12 protein-coding genes are annotated in these 18,644 nt (G+C 71.5%); 6 read left to right on the top strand and 6 right to left on the bottom strand.

Features of this window, described 5'->3' with window-relative positions:
• Positions 1-100: 100 nt before the first annotated feature.
• The 3 genes from ACTWPW_RS21235 to ACTWPW_RS21225 all read left to right on the top strand — a co-directional run bounded on the left by ACTWPW_RS21235 (position 101) and on the right by ACTWPW_RS21225 (position 4,337).
• Positions 101-2,380 carry a pectinesterase family protein gene (locus tag ACTWPW_RS21235; protein ID WP_443169690.1) on the top strand — a complete coding sequence of 760 codons (2,280 nt, stop codon included), beginning with the start codon at positions 101-103 and terminating at the stop codon, positions 2,378-2,380.
• A 132-nt stretch (positions 2,381-2,512) separates the two neighbouring features.
• Entirely contained in the window at positions 2,513-3,436 is a 924-nt protein-coding gene (locus ACTWPW_RS21230) for a helix-turn-helix transcriptional regulator (protein ID WP_375111803.1), read from the top strand.
• A 178-nt stretch (positions 3,437-3,614) separates the two neighbouring features.
• Positions 3,615-4,337: an SDR family oxidoreductase gene (locus tag ACTWPW_RS21225; RefSeq protein WP_443169689.1), complete on the top strand. Its 723-nt coding sequence runs from the start codon at positions 3,615-3,617 to the stop codon at positions 4,335-4,337.
• Positions 4,338-4,343: 6 nt separating this feature from the next.
• Here ACTWPW_RS21225 and ACTWPW_RS21220 read toward each other — a convergent pair whose 3' ends face one another.
• From ACTWPW_RS21220 to ACTWPW_RS21210, 3 genes are all read right to left on the bottom strand, one after another.
• The gene (locus ACTWPW_RS21220; protein WP_375111805.1) at positions 4,344-6,476 is read right to left on the bottom strand and encodes an ATP-binding protein; all 2,133 of its coding nucleotides are present in this window, start codon (positions 6,474-6,476) and stop codon (positions 4,344-4,346) included.
• A gap of 145 nt (positions 6,477-6,621) precedes the next feature.
• A complete protein-coding gene (locus ACTWPW_RS21215; RefSeq protein WP_443169688.1) occupies positions 6,622-9,855 on the bottom strand; it encodes a galactose-binding domain-containing protein in 3,234 nt (1,077 codons plus the stop codon).
• Positions 9,852-11,240: a glycoside hydrolase family 43 protein gene (locus ACTWPW_RS21210; RefSeq protein ID WP_375111807.1), complete on the bottom strand. Its 1,389-nt coding sequence runs from the start codon at positions 11,238-11,240 to the stop codon at positions 9,852-9,854. The genes ACTWPW_RS21215 and ACTWPW_RS21210 overlap by 4 nt, the downstream gene beginning before the upstream one ends.
• Before the next feature lie 318 nt (positions 11,241-11,558).
• Here ACTWPW_RS21210 and ACTWPW_RS21205 point away from each other — a divergent pair, with 318 nt between their 5' ends.
• Positions 11,559-12,785 carry a PP2C family protein-serine/threonine phosphatase gene (locus ACTWPW_RS21205; RefSeq protein ID WP_375111808.1) on the top strand — a complete coding sequence of 409 codons (1,227 nt, stop codon included), beginning with the start codon at positions 11,559-11,561 and terminating at the stop codon, positions 12,783-12,785.
• Positions 12,786-12,825: 40 nt separating this feature from the next.
• Positions 12,826-13,611, top strand: a complete 786-nt coding sequence (locus ACTWPW_RS21200) for an intradiol ring-cleavage dioxygenase (protein WP_443169687.1) — start codon at positions 12,826-12,828, stop codon at positions 13,609-13,611.
• Here the strand turns inward: ACTWPW_RS21200 and ACTWPW_RS21195 are convergent.
• Together ACTWPW_RS21195 and ACTWPW_RS21190 are read right to left on the bottom strand one after the other, a co-directional pair.
• A complete protein-coding gene (locus tag ACTWPW_RS21195; RefSeq protein WP_443169686.1) occupies positions 13,608-14,405 on the bottom strand; it encodes a hypothetical protein in 798 nt (265 codons plus the stop codon). The genes ACTWPW_RS21200 and ACTWPW_RS21195 overlap by 4 nt on opposite strands.
• A 114-nt stretch (positions 14,406-14,519) precedes the next feature.
• On the bottom strand, positions 14,520-15,581 hold the full coding sequence (locus ACTWPW_RS21190; protein WP_443169685.1) for a GTP-binding protein: 1,062 nt from the start codon (positions 15,579-15,581) through the stop codon (positions 14,520-14,522).
• 180 nt (positions 15,582-15,761) lie between these two features.
• Here ACTWPW_RS21190 and ACTWPW_RS21185 point away from each other — a divergent pair, with 180 nt between their 5' ends.
• Entirely contained in the window at positions 15,762-17,744 is a 1,983-nt protein-coding gene (locus tag ACTWPW_RS21185) for an amino acid transporter (RefSeq protein ID WP_443169684.1), read from the top strand.
• On the opposite strand, the gene ACTWPW_RS21180 is transcribed toward ACTWPW_RS21185, so the two are convergent.
• Entirely contained in the window at positions 17,741-18,640 is a 900-nt protein-coding gene (locus ACTWPW_RS21180; protein WP_443169683.1) for an oxidoreductase, read from the bottom strand. The genes ACTWPW_RS21185 and ACTWPW_RS21180 overlap by 4 nt on opposite strands.
• Between the last annotated feature and the right edge of the window lie 4 nt (positions 18,641-18,644).

Raw genomic sequence — 18,644 nt, 5'->3', positions numbered from 1 at the left:
TGCATGCCATTGACGGAGTGAGCGGTATTGGGCGAACGTTTCATGCAACCGATTGCCGCGCTCTGCGAGGTTACGCATGCGACGTCTGTTACTCCCCCCATTGATCGCCCTGACAGTGCTCGCGACCGTGACCCCGGCGGCGACCCCGGCGGCGACCCCGGCGGCGACCCCGGCGGCGACCCCGGCGGCGGCCACGACCCGCACCACGATCGTGGTCGCGGCGGACGGCTCCGGCGACCACGCAACCGTGCAGGATGCCGTGAACGCCGTGCCCTCAGGCAACACCCGGCCGGTCACCATCCTGGTCCGCAAGGGCACCTACCGGCAGCAGGTGGTCATCCCCGCCGACAAACCGCACATCACGCTGGCCGGCGACACCCGCGACCCGCGCGAGGTGGTGCTCACGTACGACGTCTCCGCGGCCACCCCCAAGCCCGACGGCTCGGGCACCTACGGCACCTCCGGCAGCGCCTCGTACGTGATCAGCGCCCCCGACTTCACCGCCCGCAACCTCACCTTCGAGAACGCCTACGACGAGGCCGCGAACGGCAACAGCCAGGCCGTCGCGGTCAGGACGACGGGCGACCGGCAGGTGTACGACAACGTCAGGTTCCTCGGCAACCAGGACACCCTGTACGCCAACACCGCCTCGGCGACCACCACGGCCCGGCAGTACTTCCACAACTGCTACGTCGAGGGCGACGTCGACTTCATCTTCGGCCGCGCCACCGCCGTGTTCGACCGCTGCGTGATCAAGGCCCTGAACCGGGGCAGCACGGACAACAACGGCTACGTCACCGCCGCCAGCACCGAGCTGGGCAACCCGTACGGCTTCCTGATCCACCGCAGCCACCTGACCAGCGACGCGCCCGCCCGCACCTACCACCTGGGCCGCCCCTGGCCGGCCGGCGGGTCCGCCACGGCGCGCGGCCAGGTGCTGGTCCGCGAGTCCTGGCTGGGCCAGCAGTTCAAGGACGCCCCCTGGACCGACATGTCCGGCCTGAGCTGGCGCGACGCCCGCCTGTCCGAATACCGCAACCACGGCCCGGGCGCCACCGTCGGCGACGACCGCCCGCAGCTCACCACCGAGCAGGCCAGGGCGTTCACACCGGAGAGGTATCTTGCGGGCACGGACGGCTGGAACCCGGTGCGCCGCCCCACCCCCGCCCCCAGAAACGAGCCGGGCCGCGAGGTGCTGCCGCGCGACGACGGCTGGGCGGCGGCCACGACGGGCACCACGGGCGGCTCGGCCGCCCGCCCCGAGGACGTCCACGTCGTGCGGACCCGGGCCGAGCTGCTGGCCGCGCTGGGCGACCCCGCCGACAACACCCCGAGGATCGTCTACGTCAAGGGCGCCGTCGACGCCGACACCGACGCCTCGGGCGCACCGCTGACCTGCGACGACTACGCCGTGAACGGCTACAGCCTGCCCGCCTACCTGGCGGCGTACGACCCGGCCGTCTGGGGCCGGGACACCGTCCCGTCAGGTCCGCTGGAGGAGGCCCGCAAGGCGTCGTACGCCAGGATGGCCGAGCACGTCACGATCACCGTCGGCTCCAACGTCACGCTGATCGGCGTGGGCCGGGACGCCGCGCTGAAGAGCTTCGGCGTGCGCGTCAGCAACGCCGACAACGTCATCGTGCGCAACCTCACCATCACCGACACCTCCGACTGCTTCCCCCAGTGGGACCCGACCGACGGCGCCGAGGGCAACTGGAACGCCTCCTTCGACAACGTCGAGGTCTCCGGCTCCACCCACGTCTGGCTGGACCACAACACGCTCAACGACGGCGCCAACCCGGACTCCGGCCAGCCGCTCCACTTCGGCCGCCCCTTCCAGGTGCACGACGGCCTGCTCGACGTCGTACGCGGCTCGAACTACGTCACCCTCTCCTGGAACCACCTCAGCGGCCACGACAAGGTGACCCTGATCGGCAACACGGACAACCCGGCCAGGTACGGCGAGGAGGACAAGCTCAAGGTCACGCTGCACCACAACCACTTCGAGGCGCTCGGCCAGCGCACGCCCCGGGTGCGCTTCGGCCAGGTGCACGTCTACAACAACTACTACGAGGGCGGCCCCGGGCACGGCTACAGCATCGGCGTGGGCTTCGGCTCCAAGGTCTACGCCGAGGCCAACGCGTTCGACGGCATCGCGGCGGAGAAGGTGCTGACGGTGTTCAACGGCACGGCGATCACCGCGAAGGACAACCTGGTGGACGGCGCGCCGGCCGACGTGGTGGCCGCGTACAACGCCGCCAACGGCACCTCGCTCGGCACCGACGCCGGCTGGACGCCGGCCCTGGTCGGCCGGAGACACCCGCCCCAGGCCCTGCGGTACGTGGTCCCGGCCGGCGCCGGCGCCGGCCGCCTGCGCTGAAAGCCCAGATGCCCGGTCGCCCGCGCCGGGCCCGAGGGCGGCCCTCTCCCTCCGGGGCCGCCCTCACCCTGGGAGTAGCGCGACCACCCTCGGCCCTCGTACCAGCCCCGATCCTGGCCTAGCCTCGAAAGCATGGAGACGGACAACCTGCTCGGGCAGTTCCTGCGAGCCCGCCGCGAGCTGCTCCGGCCGGAGGACGTCGGCCTGCCGGCCGGCGCCCGCCGCCGCGTGGCGGGCCTGCGCCGCGAGGAGGTCGCCCAGCTCGCCGGCGTGAGCACCGACTACTACGTACGGCTGGAGCAGGGCCGCGAGCGGCACCCGTCGGCGCAGGTGGTCGACGCGCTCGCCCGCGTGCTGGAGCTGGAGGAGGACGCGGTCGCGTACCTGCACCGGCTGGCCCGCGCGGCCACCGGCAGGCGGCGCCCGGCCGGTGGCAGGGCGGGCCGCCGCGAGCAGGTCAGCCCCAACCTGCTGCGCATGATGGCGTCCTGGCCGCACACCCCGGCCGTGGTCCTGGGCCGCCGCCTGACCGTGCTGGCGGCCAACACGCTCGGCGAGGCGCTGTTCGCCGGGCACGCCCACAGCGGGGACCTGGTGCGGCTGGTGTTCCTCGACCCGGACGCCCGCGAGTTCTATCCCGACTGGGACCGGGTGGCGGTCAACACCGTCGCCGGGCTGCGCGCGGCGGCCGGCGTCGACCACGACGACCCGCAGCTCATCGAGGTGGTCGGGGAGCTGTCGATCAAGAGCAGGGCCTTCCGCGAGCTGTGGGCGCGGCACGACATCCGCCAGAAGACCCACGAGACCAAGCGGTTCCGCCACCCGCTGGTGGGCGAGCTGACGCTGCACTACGAGTCGCTGACCGTGAACAGCGCGCCGGGCCAGCAGCTCGTCGTCTACCAGGCCGACCCGGGCAGCCCGTCGGAGGAGGCGCTGTCCCTGCTGGGCAGCCTCGTCACCGAGCCCGGCCCGCGCCGCCCGCCGAGCCCCGCCGCACCCGACCCGCGCCGCCCGCCGGGGCCCGCCGCGACCAGGCGGCCACCGCAGGAGTCCTGACCCCCGCGTTCCCGCGGGCCGGCGACCCCGCCGGCGCGCCATCCCGCCATGCCCTGTAACCGCAGGGTAATGACATGACCGTCTGGCTGCCCGACCGGCCGGGCACGCGCAAGACCGCGTCCGAAACCTGGCGCGAGCCCACGCTCGGCGCCGACCATCCCGTAACTGAGGAGACAGCATGAGCAAGGTCGTATTGATCACGGGTGCGAGCAGCGGCATCGGCGAGGCCACCGCGCTGCGGCTGGCCGCGGAGGGGCACCGGGTCGTGCTCGGCGCCCGCCGGGAGGACCGGCTCGCGGCCACCGCGAAGGCGATCGAGGCCGCCGGCGGCCAGGCCGACGTGCGCCGCCTCGACGTGACCGACCGCGCGGACGTCGTCGCCTTCGCCGACGCCGCGGCCGAGCGGCACGGCCGGATCGACGTGATCGTGAACAACGCCGGGGTGATGCCGCTGTCCCGGCTGGACGCGCTGCTCGTCGAGGAGTGGGACCGGATGATCGACGTGAACGTGCGCGGCCTGCTGTACGGGATCGCCGCCGCGCTGCCGCACTTCCAGCGGCAGGGCGAGGGCCACTTCGTGACCGTCGCCTCCATCGGGGCCCACCATGTGGTGCCGACGGGTGCCGTCTACTGCGCCACGAAGTACGCCGCCTGGGCGATCACCGAGGGGCTGCGCCAGGAGCTCGACCCGAGCATCCGCGTCACCACCGTCTCCCCCGGCGTCGTGGAGTCCGAGCTGGCCGAGTCGATCAGCGATGCGGGAGCGCGCGAGGCGATGCGGACGTACCGGGCGGAGTCCATCCCGGCCGACACCATCGCCGGCGCCATCTCGTACGCGATCGGGCAGCCGGCCGGCGTGGACGTCAACGAGCTCGTCATCCGCCCGGCCCGGCAGCGCTGAGCCGCCTCAGCCGAGCGGGCCGCCGTTGTGCAGGCCCTCGCCCTCGGGTTCGAGCGCGTACGCGATGCCCGCGTCGATGTCGCTGTCGAACCCCGTCCGGTACGCCACCTGGTAGGCGTTGTCGCCGAGCACGTCGCGGGCCTGCGCCTCGCACGCCTGCCTGGCGGCCACCCACGCGGGGACGCTGGCCTGCGCCTGGCCGTGGGTGCTCCAGATCCGCTGCGCCAGCCCGAGCAGCCGGGCCGCGCGCTGGGCCCGCCCGGCCGCGCCGGCCGCCAGGGCCAGCAGGTCCACGGTCAGGCCGATGCCGAAGCTGTCGTGCAGCCGCCGCTTGGTCCGCAGGGCCGCCTGCCCGTGGGCGACGGCCGCGTCCAGCCGGCCGCCGGCCAGCTCGGCCTGGCCGCGCAGGAGGTCGCCGTGGGAGCGCATCGACTGCTCGCCGCGCTGGTCGCACAGCGAGCGCAGGTCCTCCAGCACGGCGATGGCGTCGTCGATCCGGTCGCTCACGGTGAGGGCGTGCGCCCGGCACAGCAGCGCCAGCAGGTTGGCGATGGTGAGCGGCTCGTCGCTCCACCGGGTGCGGTAGGCGGTCTCCGACTCGTCCATCGCCTGGAGCAGGTCGCCTCGGATGACCCCGGCAGACGACCTGAGCGCCCGGACGCACATGGCCGCGTAGGCGTCGTCCTCCTCGGCGGCGAGCTCGCACTGCGCGGCCCTGATCTCGGCGCCGTCCGCGTCGCCCTGGGTGGCCGCCAGCAGGCCGTCGGCCCACAGGGCCTGCACGAGCGCCGGGCTGGGCCGGGTGTCCAGGTCGAGGGCCTGCTGCAGGTAGTGGCGGCCCTCCTTGGCGTAGCCGCAGCCGTACCAGAAGAAGGCCAGCGTCCCGGCCAGCTCCAGGGCCGGGAGGCCGTCCTTGGCGGCGAGCGCGACGTCGAGGGCGGCACGCAGGTTGTCGTGCTCGCCGATCATGCGGTCGTACCAGGAGATCTGGCCGGGGCCGAGCCAGCCGGTGGCGCCGCGGGTGGCCAGCGACAGGTAGTGCTCGCGATGGCGCTGCTTGAAGCGCTCCTCCTCACCGAGGGTGCGCAGCCAGCCGGCGCCGTATTCGCGCAGCGTGTCCAGCATCCGGTAGCGCTCTCCCGCGCCGGTCGGCAGCCAGGTCAGGATCGACTCGTCGGCCAGCGCGTCGAGCAGCAGCCCGATGTCGGCCTCCGGCAGCCGCTCGTCGGCGCACACCCGGCGCACGGCCTCGGCGTCGAAGTCGCCCGCGAACACCGACAGGCGCGCCCACAGCAGCCGCTCGGCGGGCTCGCACAGCTCGTGGCTCCATCCGATGGCGGTGCGCAGGGCCTGGTGCCACGGCGGGCCGGTCTCGTGCGCCGCGGCGGGGTCGTCGCCGAGCGCGGCGAACCGGTCGTCGAGCCGGTCGGCCAGGTGCCCGACGGGCAGCTCGCGCAGGCGGGCCGCGGCCAGCTCGATGGCCAGCGGGATGCCCTCCAGCCGCCGGCACAGGCGTACGACGGCCTCCTGGTCCTCGCCGGCGAGGTCGAAGCCGGGCACGGTCTCGGCGGCGCGCACGGCCAGCAGCTCCACCGCGTCGCCACCGGCCAGGGCCGCCGCGCCGCCCAGGGGCGGGACCGGCAGCGGCTCGACGACGAGCACCCGCTCCCCGGGCACCTCCAGGGGGCGGCGGCTGGTGGCCAGCACGCGCAGGCCGGGCACGGCTTCCAGCAGCGTCCCCACCGTCCTGGCGCAGGAGCCGACCAGGTGCTCACAGGTGTCGAGGACGAGCAGGACCTCGCGGCCGAACAGGTGCTCGGCCAGCACCTCGACCATGGGACGGGTGGTCTGGTCGGTGAGCCGGAGCGACTCGGCGATCGCGTGCGGCAGCAGGGTGCCGTCGTCCAGCGGGGACAACTCCACCAGCCAGGCCCCGCCGCCGAACTCGGCCCGCAGGTCGGCGGCGGCACGCAACGCGAGGCGGGACTTGCCGACGCCGCCCACGCCGGTGAGGGTCACCAGGCGCGAGCGCCGGCAGGCCCGGCGGACCTGGTCGAGCTCCGTGCGGCGCCCGATCAGGCTCGTCAGTTCCGCGGGGAGGTTACCCGCCTGCCACTTTCCTGCCATCGTGATCGCCACCCATCGGATGAAGTTGTGACTGAAGCTTGCCTGATTTTCCGGCACTCCGTCACTACAAGTGAGAAACTGGCTACTCCTTCGCAAGGAGCCAGGCACTCGTGAGGGGGCGCACCCGTTGACCCGGGCACGCCCCCTCACGGTGATGTCAGGGCCCGTAGGCCTTGGCCTCCAGCAGCCCGACGGAGCTGGTGCCGTTCCCGGTGAGCAGCACGCGCAGGCGGGTGGTGGCGGTGGCGGTGAAGGTGACGGTGTTGTAGGCGTTCTTGGTCAGCGTGTACGCCGAGGCGCCGGGCACGTCCACGTACGCGCTGCCGTTCCAGTACTGCAACTTCCACGACGCCGGCATGTCGATGCCCTGCTCGTCGTCGAAGAAGTACACCTCGGCCCGGTTCAGGTTGCGCGTCGAGGACCAGGTCAGGTCCACCCACTGCTGCCCGGTCTCGGGCCAGCAGCCCCAGCGCGGGTTGACCGTGTCGTTGGAGGAGGGCGGGTCGATGCCGTCGTTGACCGCCGCGACGCTCTCCCAGGAGGAGGTGTACGACGCCGCCGCCGTGGCCGACGTGGCCAGGTTGGACGGCGGCTGCACGCCGCCCCGGTTGTGGACCTTGATCTCGGTGAGCCCGGTCCTGGCCCCGGAGGCGGCCGTGGCCAGCACCCGCACGCGCTGGGCGGTGACGGCGGGGAACTGCACCACGTTGTAGTTGCCCCGCGGCGCGGGCGGGGACTTGGCCTGGGACGGCACGCTGACCCAGGCGGTGCCGTTGTGGTACTGGACGTCGTAGGACGCCGGTGCCCGGTAGGTCGTGCCGGCCGGGCGGCTGTCCTTGAAGTGCAGCCGGACCTCGTTGAAGGTGCGGGCGGCGCCGAAGTTGAGCTCGTACCAGTCCTGCCCGGCGGTGGTGCCGCCCCAGAACGGCTCGTTGATCGGGTAGCCGTCCACGGCGCCCGCGGTGGAGCTGCCGGAGGCGGTGGTGGAGGCCGTGGCGGTGGCGCCGGCGGCCAGGTTGGTGAGGTTGGCGGTCAGGTCCACGCCGGCCTTGGCCAGCAGGTCGACCATGCGGGCGCTGGTGTGGCTCACCTGCGCGGGCGACTGGAGGCCGGGGACGGCGGCGTTGTGCGTGACGGTGCCGCCGGTGGTCACCGCGCCGGTGGCCGGGTCCCAGGTGAACGGCACCAGCGTCGACACCGTGGCGGCGCGGCTGCCGTTGACGTAGATCGAGTAGCCCTCGGGCACGCCGGGGTAGCGGACGACGCCGTCGGCCGGGTCGTCCCAGACGATGGTCAGGTCGGCGTTGCGGTAGCGCAGGTTGTTGACGGTGAAGTGGGTCCAGCCGATGTTGATCGGCGAGAGCTCCACCTTGGCGTCGTTGCGCGGCCGCAGCCCGGCGACGTCCTCGATGACGGTCCAGTTGCCGCTGCCCAGGATGTTGTGGTGGATCCAGGAGCGGTAGGCGATCGAGGAGCCGTTCCAGTCGGCCCAGAACTCGTTGGCGTCCGGCCACTGGGTGTTGCCGTTGACGTACTGGGCCCAGGCGTTCCAGTAGAGCAGCTTCTTGTACCAGGTGGCGTCGATCCACTCGTTGGGGTAGTTCCGCAGCACCGAGGAGAGCAGGCGGAACTGCACGGTGGAGTTGATCGTGGAGAAGTTGTTGCTGCCGGTGCCGGAGGCCGCCTTGTCGGCCTGGTTGGCGGTGTAGAAGGGGAAGATCGGATACTGCGCCGGGTCGTCGAAGAGGCGCAGGGCCTGCTTGTAGGTGGCGGTGTTGGGGATGGCGCCGACGGCGAACGGGTAATAGTTGTTGATCTCCTTCCACGGCACCCATTCGTTGGTGGACTTCAGCCGGTGCTCGAAGAGCTGCCTGCCCGGGTTCCACAGCACGCTGACGATGGCGTTCTGGATCTGGGTGGCGAGCGTGCGCATCTCGGTGGCCTTGGCGGTGTTGCCGATGGCCTCGTACGCCTGGGCGGCGGCCAGCGCGCCGCTGTACTGGTAGGCGGCCTCGGCGCGGTCCATCCGGCCGGGCTTCCAGTGGAAGGAGACGGCGTCGGCGTCGTTGCCGGTCAGGGCGCCCCAGTCGTACTCGATGAGCTTGTTGTTGTCGGTGTCGTAGAAGGCGAGCTGCCCCTTGACGTCCTGCTCGGCGTAGCGGGCCAGGTTGGCGGCGATGCCGGGCTGGCCGCCGTGGATCTGGTAGCTCTTCCAGGCTGCCTCGCCGATGTACTGGGTGTAGCTGTTCGACCAGTTCTCCGGGTCGCCGGGGTTGTCGACGAAGCGCCCGTTCTTGGAGGTCTGGCCGACGCTGAGCCAGTCGCCGTAGGAGTAGATCGGGTTGCGCAGGTATTTGAGGTCGTCGATGTGCATGGGCTGGGTCAGCGCGATCGCGTTGTTGTAGCCCAGCACGCCCTCGATCGAGGTGGGGAACTGGAAGGTCTGCCCGGGGATGTCGGCGTCGAGGTGGTTGAAGCGCATCAGCCACCAGCGGTAGTAGATGTTCTTCTTGATGCCGGGCTCGGGCACGTCGATGTAGGGCACGTTCTCCGCCCACCAGCGGTTGTACGCGCGGACGTGGGTGGCGAACGCGGTGGCGGCCGAGTAGCCGGCGTAGGCGTCGTACTCGGTGCGGGAGGCCGCGATCTCGTTGGTGACGAAGCCCATGACGACCTTGACCGTCACCGTGGCCCCGGCGGCGATCGTGACCGAGCGGTTGAGGCCGCCGCTGGAGACCGTGAAGCCGTCGCCGGTCAGCCTGGGGTAGATCGTGGTCAGGTTGTTGTAGGCGTTCACCTGGCCGGTCAGCTCGCTGCCGCTGCCGCTCGTGGCGTACGGGGAGGTGGCCCTGAGCTGCAGCGTCGTCGAGGCGGAGCCGCCGTTGGTGAGGGCCAGGTTGGCCACGGCGACGTTGTTCTCGGTGATGAACTTCGTCTGGTTGACCGTGATCGAGCCGCTGGTGTGCCGGCTCTTCCAGTGGCTGGGCGCCTGCCAGCGGGAGCTCACCTGCTCGGTGAACGTGCCGGGCGTGACCGCGACGGTGAAGGCGTTGTTGTTGCTGATGCTCTCCCAGTACGCCGCCTGCCCGGCGAACCCGAGCGTGCCCGGCGTGTGGGTCTTCATGAACAGCGCCCGGCCGCGCGACATGAGCCACGTGCCCGCCGGGTCGTTGCCCGGCCGGGCCAGCAGCCGGTCCATCCAGAAATCGGTGCCCGAGCTCTCCGCGTCGTAGATGGCCTGCATCATGTTGCCGGTCGTGTACGACCCCGGCGGCGCGGGCACGGCCGGGCCGCCGAAGGTCGGGTAGCCGATCGTCTGGTCGGCGTGGGCCGGAGCGCCGGCCACGACCAGGCTCGCGATCAGCAGCAGGACGGTCAGAACGCGCCTCATGAGAAGGCCCTCCATTCGAGCACGCCGGTCGAGTAGCCGGATCGGGAGGTGATGTTCAGCCGCAGCCGGGTCGTGCTGACGGGGCTGAACGTCGTGGTGTTGAAGGTGCCGGCGGCCACGCCGCAGCCCGACGCGCCGGGCACGTTGACGTAGGCGCTGCCGTTCCAGTACTGGACCTGGCACGAGGCCGGCAGGTCGATGCCCAGGTCGTCGTCGAACCAGTAGACCTCTGACCTGGAGACGGTCTGGGCCGTGGGCCAGCGGTACTCGAGCCACTCGGTGCCCTGGTGGTTCCAGTTGCCGTAGGCGCCGTGGCTGTGGTCGGCCGAGTTCGCCGGGGTGTAGCCGTCGTTGATCGCGCCGAGGGTCTCCCAGGGCGAGACGTAGGAGGTGGAGGGGGTGGCCGTGGCCGCCAGGTTGCCGGGGTTGGTGGGGCCGCCGGTCTGCACGACCTTCTGCATGGTGCCGTCGGCGTTGAAGGAGAGCTTGTCGATGGTCACCGAGCGGCGGAAGTTGCCCCCGCCCGGGCTGGAGGCGTTGTGGTAGACCATGTACCACTGGCCCTTGAACTCGATGATCGCCGGATGGTTCGTGGTCGAGGTCACCTGGTCGAGCACGACCCCGCGGTGCGTCCACGGGCCCAGCGGGTTGCTCGCGGTGGCGTAGCGGACACACGCGTAGCCGGGGGCCGAGCAGGCCGAGTCGTTGGCGGCGTACGCGAGGTAGTAGACGCCGTTGCGCTTGAACATCCAGGGGGCCTCCCAGAAGTTCGAGACGCCGCTCGGGGTGATGACCGAGCCGTTGATCGAGGTCATGTTGGCGTTCAGGCGGGCGGCGCGCAGGCCGTAGTAGGAGCCCCAGTACATGTAGACCTGGCCGTCGTCGTCGGTGAAGACGGTCGGGTCGATGTTGAGTGGGGAGGAGTTGGGCGTGCTGTCGCTGATCAGCGGGCCGCCGATGGCGTCGGTGAACGGGCCGGTGGGGCTGTTGCCGACGGCCACGCCGATGTTCATCCAGCCGGGGCCGTTGCCGTTGACGGAGGTGTACCAGTAGTAGCGGCCGTCGGCTCCGCGCTCGACCTCGCTGGCCCAGGCGTCGGCGCCGGCCCACGAGAAGTTCGAGATCGCGAGCTTGGCGCCCTGGTCGGTGAACGTGGTGGCGTCGGTGGAGGAGAAGACGTGCCAGTCCCGCATGACGAAGTTGGTGCCGCCCGTGGGGGCCTCGTCGTGGCCGGTGTAGAGGTACAGGGTGTCTCCCACGACCAGAGCGGCCGGGTCGGCCGTGTAGATCGCGGTGGTGATCGGCGCGCCCGCGAGCGCGGGCCGCACGTCACCGAGGAGGAGCAGGAGTGCCGCGGCGAGGGCCGCCGCCCATCGTCGTCTCATGAGTGTGCCCCTTGGGAATGTGAGCGCTAACAACGTGGACTCGGGCTTACCTAAAAGGTTTTCGGGAAAGTAGAACGCCAACCAGGGCCTGTCAATCGGCCACTGCAACCAGCTGCATAGCGGTTCACCTGGGCAGATCTCCTCGCATGGCCGCTGATCAGCTAGCGAGCGCTTGATTACATTTTCGTATCGACCGAAAAGGCTTTCGGGGCTGATCGGCTCGAGGCTTTAGCCGCGCATGCCGCCAGTTGGCGGGATTCCGACCAACCGGTGCAGATAATCGCCTTCTGGAACCGGCGAAGCGGGCGATGGACACCGATGAACGGCCCTCACGAACTCGAACACCTGATGACCGGCCTGCTGGAGGCCAGCCATCAGGTCACCCTCGAACAGCTGCCCGACGTGGTGGCCAGGTTCGCCCCCGGGGCGGGGATGGAGGAGGTGGTCATCTACCTCACCGATCTGCAGCAGAACACGCTGCGGCGGCTGGTGGCGCCGGGCACGCCGCCCCGGCCCGGCGACCCGCCGGACGAGCTGCGGGTCGACTCCACGTACGGCGGGCGCGCCTTCCAGGAGGTGCGCATCCTGTACACGCCCCGCGACGCCGAGACCGGCTGCTGGTGGGTGCCCCTGATGAACGGCACCGAGCGCCTCGGCGTGCTGCGCGTCCACGCCGCCTGCCGGAAGGCGGAGAGCGAGACCGCCATCCGCCGGTTCGCCGCGCTGCTGGCGCTGATCGTGGTCAGCCGGCGCCCCTACAGCGACTGCTACCCCCGCCTCGTGCGCACGCGCCCCATGAACGTGGCCGCCGAGATGCTCTGGCACCTGATGCCGCCGCTGACCTTCGCCAACACCGAGGTGACGATCAGCGGCGTGCTGGAGCCCGCGTACGAGATCGGCGGGGACGCCTTCGACTACGCCATGGCCGAGCACGTCGTGCACCTGGCGATCTTCGACGCCATGGGACACGACCTGGCCGCCGGGCTGGCCGCCAACCTGGCGCTGACGGCCTGCCGCAACCACCGCCGCCAGGGCCTGGACCTGGCCGTCAACAGCGAGGCGATCGAGACGCTGCTGCTGGCCGAGTTCGGCGACAGCGCGCGGTTCCTGACCGCCATCATGGCCGACTTCGACCTGCGCACCGGGGTGCTGTCCTGGGTCAACCGCGGCCACCACCCGCCGGTGCTGATCCGCGGCGGGCGCTGGGTGACCACGCTGGAGTGCCCGCCCGCCCATCCGCTGGGGATCGGGCTGGACCTGCCGGTCACCACGTGCCGCGAGCAGCTCGAACCCGGCGACCGCCTGCTGCTCTACACCGACGGCATCATCGAGGCCGGCGGCCACGAGGGCAAGGAGTTCGGCATCGCCCGGTTCGTGGACTTCATCATCCGCCACTGCGCCGCCCGGCTGCCCGTCCCCGAGACGCTGCGCCGGCTGATCAAGGACGTGCTGGCCTACCACGACGGAAAGCTGCAGGACGACGCGACCGTGCTGCTCTTCGAGTGGCACGGGCCGCGCCTCCGTGGAAAGTGCCCCGGCTCGTGAGAGGTTCGGGAGGAGCATCCTGACCTCGAAGGAAACTCCAGTGGGACACGATCACGAAGGCCAGCGGGTCAGCCGGCGGCGGCTGATCGCCGGCATCAGCTCGCTCGGGCTCGGCAGCCTCATCGCCTCCTCAGGACCGGGGGTCAGGGCCACCGCCCTGGCGGACTCCCGCTTCGCCGGGGCCCGCACGTGCACGCTGACGCCGACCGCGACGCAGGGCCCCTTCTACTTCGACGCCGACAAGATCCGCAGCGACATCCGCGAGGACCGGCCGGGCACCCGGCTGCGCCTGGCCATCAAGGTCCAGGACACCGAGTCGTGCGAGCCGGTGAACGACGCGGTGGTGGAGATCTGGCACTGCGACGCGGCCGGGCTCTACTCGGGCGCGGAGAAGGAGTCGAAGAACGACGTCGGCGCTCCGCCGAGCCTCGATGACATCGCCTCGGACGGCAAGTCCGACATGGCCGACATGAAGCCCACCGACGGCAAGCGGTACCTGCGCGGCGCGCAGGTCACCAACGCCGAGGGCATCGTCGAGTTCACCACGATCTGGCCGGGCTGGTACCCGGGCCGGACGGTCCACATCCACGTCATGGTGCACGTGAGCGAGCGGCGGGTGCTGAGCACGCAGCTCATGTTCGACGAGCGGCTCAACGCCGAGGTTCTGTCGAAGCCGCCGTACACGCGGCGGGAGGGCAGGCGCGAGACGTTCAACTCCGGTGACGTCCTCTTCCGGGACGGCATGCTGCTGAAGGTCACCGAGGAGGACGACGGCTATCTCGGCACCATCGTCCTGGCCACCGACTCCGACAAGGACGGCGGCTAGTAGACCCTGCGCACGACGTGCAGCAGATACTCCTTCCGGTTGAGCGGGTTGTGGTCGGTACGCGGGCGCCGCGGGACCGGGCCGCGCACGGGCCGGTAGCGGTCGAAGTCGCACTCCAGCACGCCCTCGCCGCGGGTCAGCGAAGGGAGCTGCTGCTCCAGCTCGTGCACCCGGGCCGCCGGGATCTCCCCCTCCACCAGCGACGAGAGCTGCGTACGCGGGATCGCGCCGAGCCGGGCCAGCACGGGCAGCACCGGGCCCAGCGTGTCGGGTGGGAGCTCCAGCCGGAAGCGGTGCATCGGCTCGTACACCGTGGTCCCGGCCCGTTTCAGCGCGCTCATCAGCACCAGCGGGACCAGGTTGCGGAAGTCGCCCGCGGTGCTCGACATGCTCTTGTCGAAGACGCCGCCGGAGTGGCTCTGCCGGGCCCAGTAGCCGGAGTGCGTCAGCGTGACCAGGCAGTCCACCACCTCCCAGCCGTGCAGGCCCTGCCGCAGCGTCTCGCGTACCGTCTCCTCGATCGTCTTCATGAACGCGTACGGCAGCGACCCCAGCTCCACCTCCAGCCCGAACGCGACCCCGCTGCCGATCGCGCCCGGTTCGACGCGCAGGCCCACGGTGGCGAGGAACGGGTTCGGGGCCTTGGCGATCAGCTCGAACGCGGCGCCGGTGCCGGCGGGCCGCTCGACGCAGATCGTGGTGGTCTCGCGGAAGGTGACGTCGAGGCCGAAGTCGTTCATGAGCGTGGCCTGGACGACCTCCTTCTGCACCTCGCCGTAGAGCGAGACGGACACCTCCTGCCGCAGGTCGTCCTGGCGCAGGCCGATGAGCGGGTCCTGCTCGGCGAGCTGGGCCAGCGCGAGGTGCAGCGCGCCCCTGTCGGCGGGGCAGCCGGGGACGACGACCGTCTACAGGGTCGGCGGCGCGAAGTGGCCCCGCCCGCCGTGCTTGCCCGGCCGGCCGATGGCGTCGCCGATCCGGACGTCGGCCAGCCCCCAGAGGCGGGCGATCCGGCCCGCGGCCACCTCCGGCCGGCGCACCGCCGCGCCGCCGTCGAACACGCTGATCGCGGTGACCTTCCCCGCGCGCCCCTCGCCGAAGCTCAGCCGGTCGCGGGTGCGCAGCGTGCCGCCGAACATCCGCGCGTACGCCACCTTCTCCCCCGCCGGGCCGCGCTCGACCTTGAAGACGGTCCCCGACAGCGGCCCCGCGGGATCGCCCTGGGCGGCGGGCAGCAGCTCCCGGATGCCCGCCATCAGCGCGTCCACGCCGGCGCCGGTGATGGCCGAGCCGAAGAACACCGGGTGCGCCAGCCCCTGCCCGGTCTGGGTCACGAGCTCGGCGCGCAGCCGGGCGTAGGAGAGCGACCCCTCGTCCGCCACGTACGCGGCCAGCAGCGCGTCGGCCTGCTCGGTGAGCACGTCGGCCAGGCTCGCGGCGAAGGCGGGCCCGTCGTCGAAGGGCGCGAAGGCCGCATCGCCGGAGCCCAGGCCGGTGGCGGCTCCCATGGCGACGACGGCCGGGGAGAGCTTGGCGGCGAGCTCTCCCAGCACCCCGTCGTACCGGGCGCCGCGCCGGTCGATCTTGTTGACGAAGACGAGCGTGGGGATGCCGAGGCGGCGCAGCGTACGCATGAGCACGCGGGTCTGCGCCTGCACGCCCTCCACGGCGGAGACGACCAGGACGGCGCCGTCGAGCACGTTCAGGACCCGCTCCACCTCCGCGATGAAGTCGGGGTGGCCCGGCGTGTCGATCAGGTTGACCGTGGTGTCGCCGATGGCGAAGGAGACGACCGCGGACTTGATCGTGATGCCGCGCTGGCGCTCCAGGGCCAGGGAGTCGGTCTGGGTGTTTCCGTCATCGACGCTGCCGACCTCGTCGATGGCACCGGCGGCGTGGAGCAGCCGCTCGGTCAGGCTGGTCTTACCGGCGTCTACATGGGCCAGGATTCCCAAGTTGAGCATTCGCACCGAACGTCATGTCCTCTGGGTCGACGACTCCTTCTCTCTCGGGGGACATGAACGTTGCTCGCATTGCCTGCTCCTCGCGATCGACCGGCCGGGGGTCCAGGACACCAGAGCGGGTCTGCATGGGGCAACGGATTTACGCCTCGCTAAGGTGGGCACCGTTCACGATGAGAGGAAGATCAGGTGGACGGTAGAGGTGGGCTCGTCATCCCCGAAGTGGTCGAGAGCCCGACCCGTAAGGCGGCGCCGTCCGGCGGCCTGACGCGGTGGCTGCTGCGGCACCAGGTGCAGCCGGTCGGCCCCGAGACCGCCGAGGGGCACGCCAAGCCGCAGGCCTGGTGGAAGGTCATGTGCCTGACCGGCGTCGACTACTTCTCCACCCTGGCCTACCTGCCCGCCATCGCCGCGCTGGCCGCCGGGGCGCTGTCACCGCTGGCCACGCTGCTCATCGTGGCGCTGACGCTGCTGGGCATGCTGCCGATGTACCGGCGGGTGGCCAAGGAGAGCCCGCACGGGCAGGGGTCGGTGGCGATGCTGGAGCGGCTGCTGCCGTTCTGGCAGGGCAAGCTCTTCGTGCTGGTACTGCTGGGGTTCGTGGCCACGTCGTGGATCATCACGATCACGCTGTCGGCGGCCGACGCGTCGGTGCACGTCGTGGAGAACCCGTTCTTCCCGAGTTTCCTGCACGGCCACGAGGTCGCGCTGACCGTGGCGCTGCTGCTCGTGCTCGGCGGGGTGTTCCTGCTCGGCTTCACCGAGGCGGTCGGCGTGGCCATCCCGCTGGTGGCGCTGTTCCTCGGGCTGAACGCCGTGGTCGTCGTCGTGGGGATCACCGAGGTGCTGGCCTCCCCCGACGCGCTGTCGCGCTGGACCGACGCGCTGACCAGCGGGGGCGGCGGCCTGGGCGGGGTCATCGGGCCGGCGGTGCTGGCCTTCCCGCTGCTGGTGCTGGGCCTGTCGGGGTTCGAGACGGGCGTCAGCATGATGCCGCTGGTCGAGGCCAAGGGCGAGACCGCCGAGGCGCGGCTGAGCTCGCGCATCGGCAACACGCGCAAGCTGCTGACCGTCGCCGCGCTCATCATGAGCGTCTACCTCATCGCCACCAGCTTCGTGACGACCGTGCTCATCCCGGCCGAGGAGTTCCGGCCCGGCGGGGCGGCCAACGGCAGGGCGCTGGCGTACCTGGCCCACGAGCGGATGGGCGAGATGTTCGGCACGGTGTACGACATCAGCACCATCCTCATCCTGTGGTTCGCCGGCGCCTCCGCCATGGCCGGGCTGATCAACATCGTGCCGCGCTACCTGCCCTCCTACGGCATGGCGCCCGAGTGGGGCCGGGCCGTGCGGCCCGTGGTGCTGGTCTACACGGGCATCTGCGTGGTGCTCACGATCGCGTTCGACGCCGACGTGGACGCCCAGGCCGGCGCGTACGCCACTGGCATCCTGGCCATGATGGTCTCCGGCGCGGTCGCGGTGACGATCTCCGCCGTCCGCCGCCGGCAGCGCAGGGCCGTCGCCGGGTTCACCGTGCTGACCCTCGTCCTGCTGTACGCGCTGGTGGAGAACATCCGGGAGAAGCCCGACGGCATCGCCATCTCCGCGCTGTTCATCCTGGGCATCATCGTCATCTCGCTGGTCTCGCGCGTCTCCCGTACGACCGAGCTGCGGGCCGACCGGATCGAGTTCGACGAGGCGGCCCGGCGGCCAGTGACCGAGTCGATCGCCTTCGACGGGCAGCTCAACATCATCGCCAACCGGCGCGGCTCCGGCGACAAGGCCGAGTACGACGCCAAGGAGGCCGAGCAGCGCGGCATGAACCCGGTCCCGGGCCGGGCGGACGTGCTGTTCCTGGAGATCGACGTCATCGACCCGTCCACCTTCAGCGACGTGCTGCGCGTGCACGGGGTGGAGGTGGCGGGACACCGCGTGCTGCGGGCGGAGAGCCCGGCCGCGCCGAACGCCATCGCCGCCATCCTGCTCGCCCTGCGCGACGCGACCGACGTGCGGCCCCACTGCTACTTCGAGTGGGCGGAGGGGGCGCCGCTGATGCACCTGCTGCGCTATCTCATCCTGGGGCGGGGTGACACGGCTCCGGTCGTACGGGAGATCATCCGGGCCGGCGAGCCCGATCGGGCGCGGCGGCCGGGCATCCACGTCGGCGGTTAGAGCGCGTCCAGTGCGGCCCGGTCCTCGCCCGTCAGGACGAGGTCGGCGGCGGCGACGTTCTCCTCCAGGTGGGCGAGCGAGGTCGTGCCGGGGATGGCGAGCACGGCCGGGGAGCGGCCCAGCAGCCAGGCCAGCGCCACCTGCGCGCGCGTGGCGCCGTGCCGGGCGCTCACCTCGTCGAGCGTGCGCTCCTGCGCGGCCGACGGCGCCATGCCGGGCGGCAGCTGCGAGGTGTCCAGGCCCGGCCTGAGCAGCCCGGCGGCCAGCGGGAAGTAGGGCACGAACGCCACGCCCTGCTCCTCGCAGGCCCGCAGCACGTCCTCGCCGCCCCGGTCGAGCAGGTGGTAGCGGTTCTGCACGGCGACCACGGGCGCGATCTCGCGGGCCTCCTTGAGCTGCTCGACGGTGACCCCGCTGAGCCCCAGGTGCCGGATGAGCCCACGCTCGCGCAGCCCGGCCAGCGTGGCGAACGACTCCGCGAACGGCGTCTCGTCCGGGTGGAGCAGGCCGTCGCCGCCCACCCGCAGGTAGACCAGGTCGAGCCGGGCCCGGCCGAGGCGGGCGAGGTTCTCCTCCACCTGCTCGCGCAGCTCGGCGGGCTTGGCGGCGGCGTTGAAGGAGCGCCACTCGTCCCTGGCGACGCCGACCTTGGTGGCGATGACGAGATCGTCGGGGTAGGGGTGCAGGGCCTGCCTGATCAGTTCGTTCGCCACGTGAGGGCCGTACGCGTCGCTGGTGTCGATGTGGGTGACGCCCAGCTCGACGGCCCGGCGGAGCACCGCCAGGGCGTTGTCCGGGTTGGCCGGCGGGCCCCATACCTGGGGGCCCGGCAGCTGCATCGCGCCGTAGCCGAGCCTGCCGACGGCAAGGTCGCCGGCGAGTCGGAGCATGGTCATGTGA

The organism is Nonomuraea sp. KM90, from assembly GCF_052246675.1.
Classification (GTDB): Bacteria; Actinomycetota; Actinomycetes; order Streptosporangiales; family Streptosporangiaceae; genus Nonomuraea.
The sequence above is the reverse complement of the archived record's forward strand: the minus strand, read 5'-3'. Positions and strand labels throughout refer to the sequence as shown.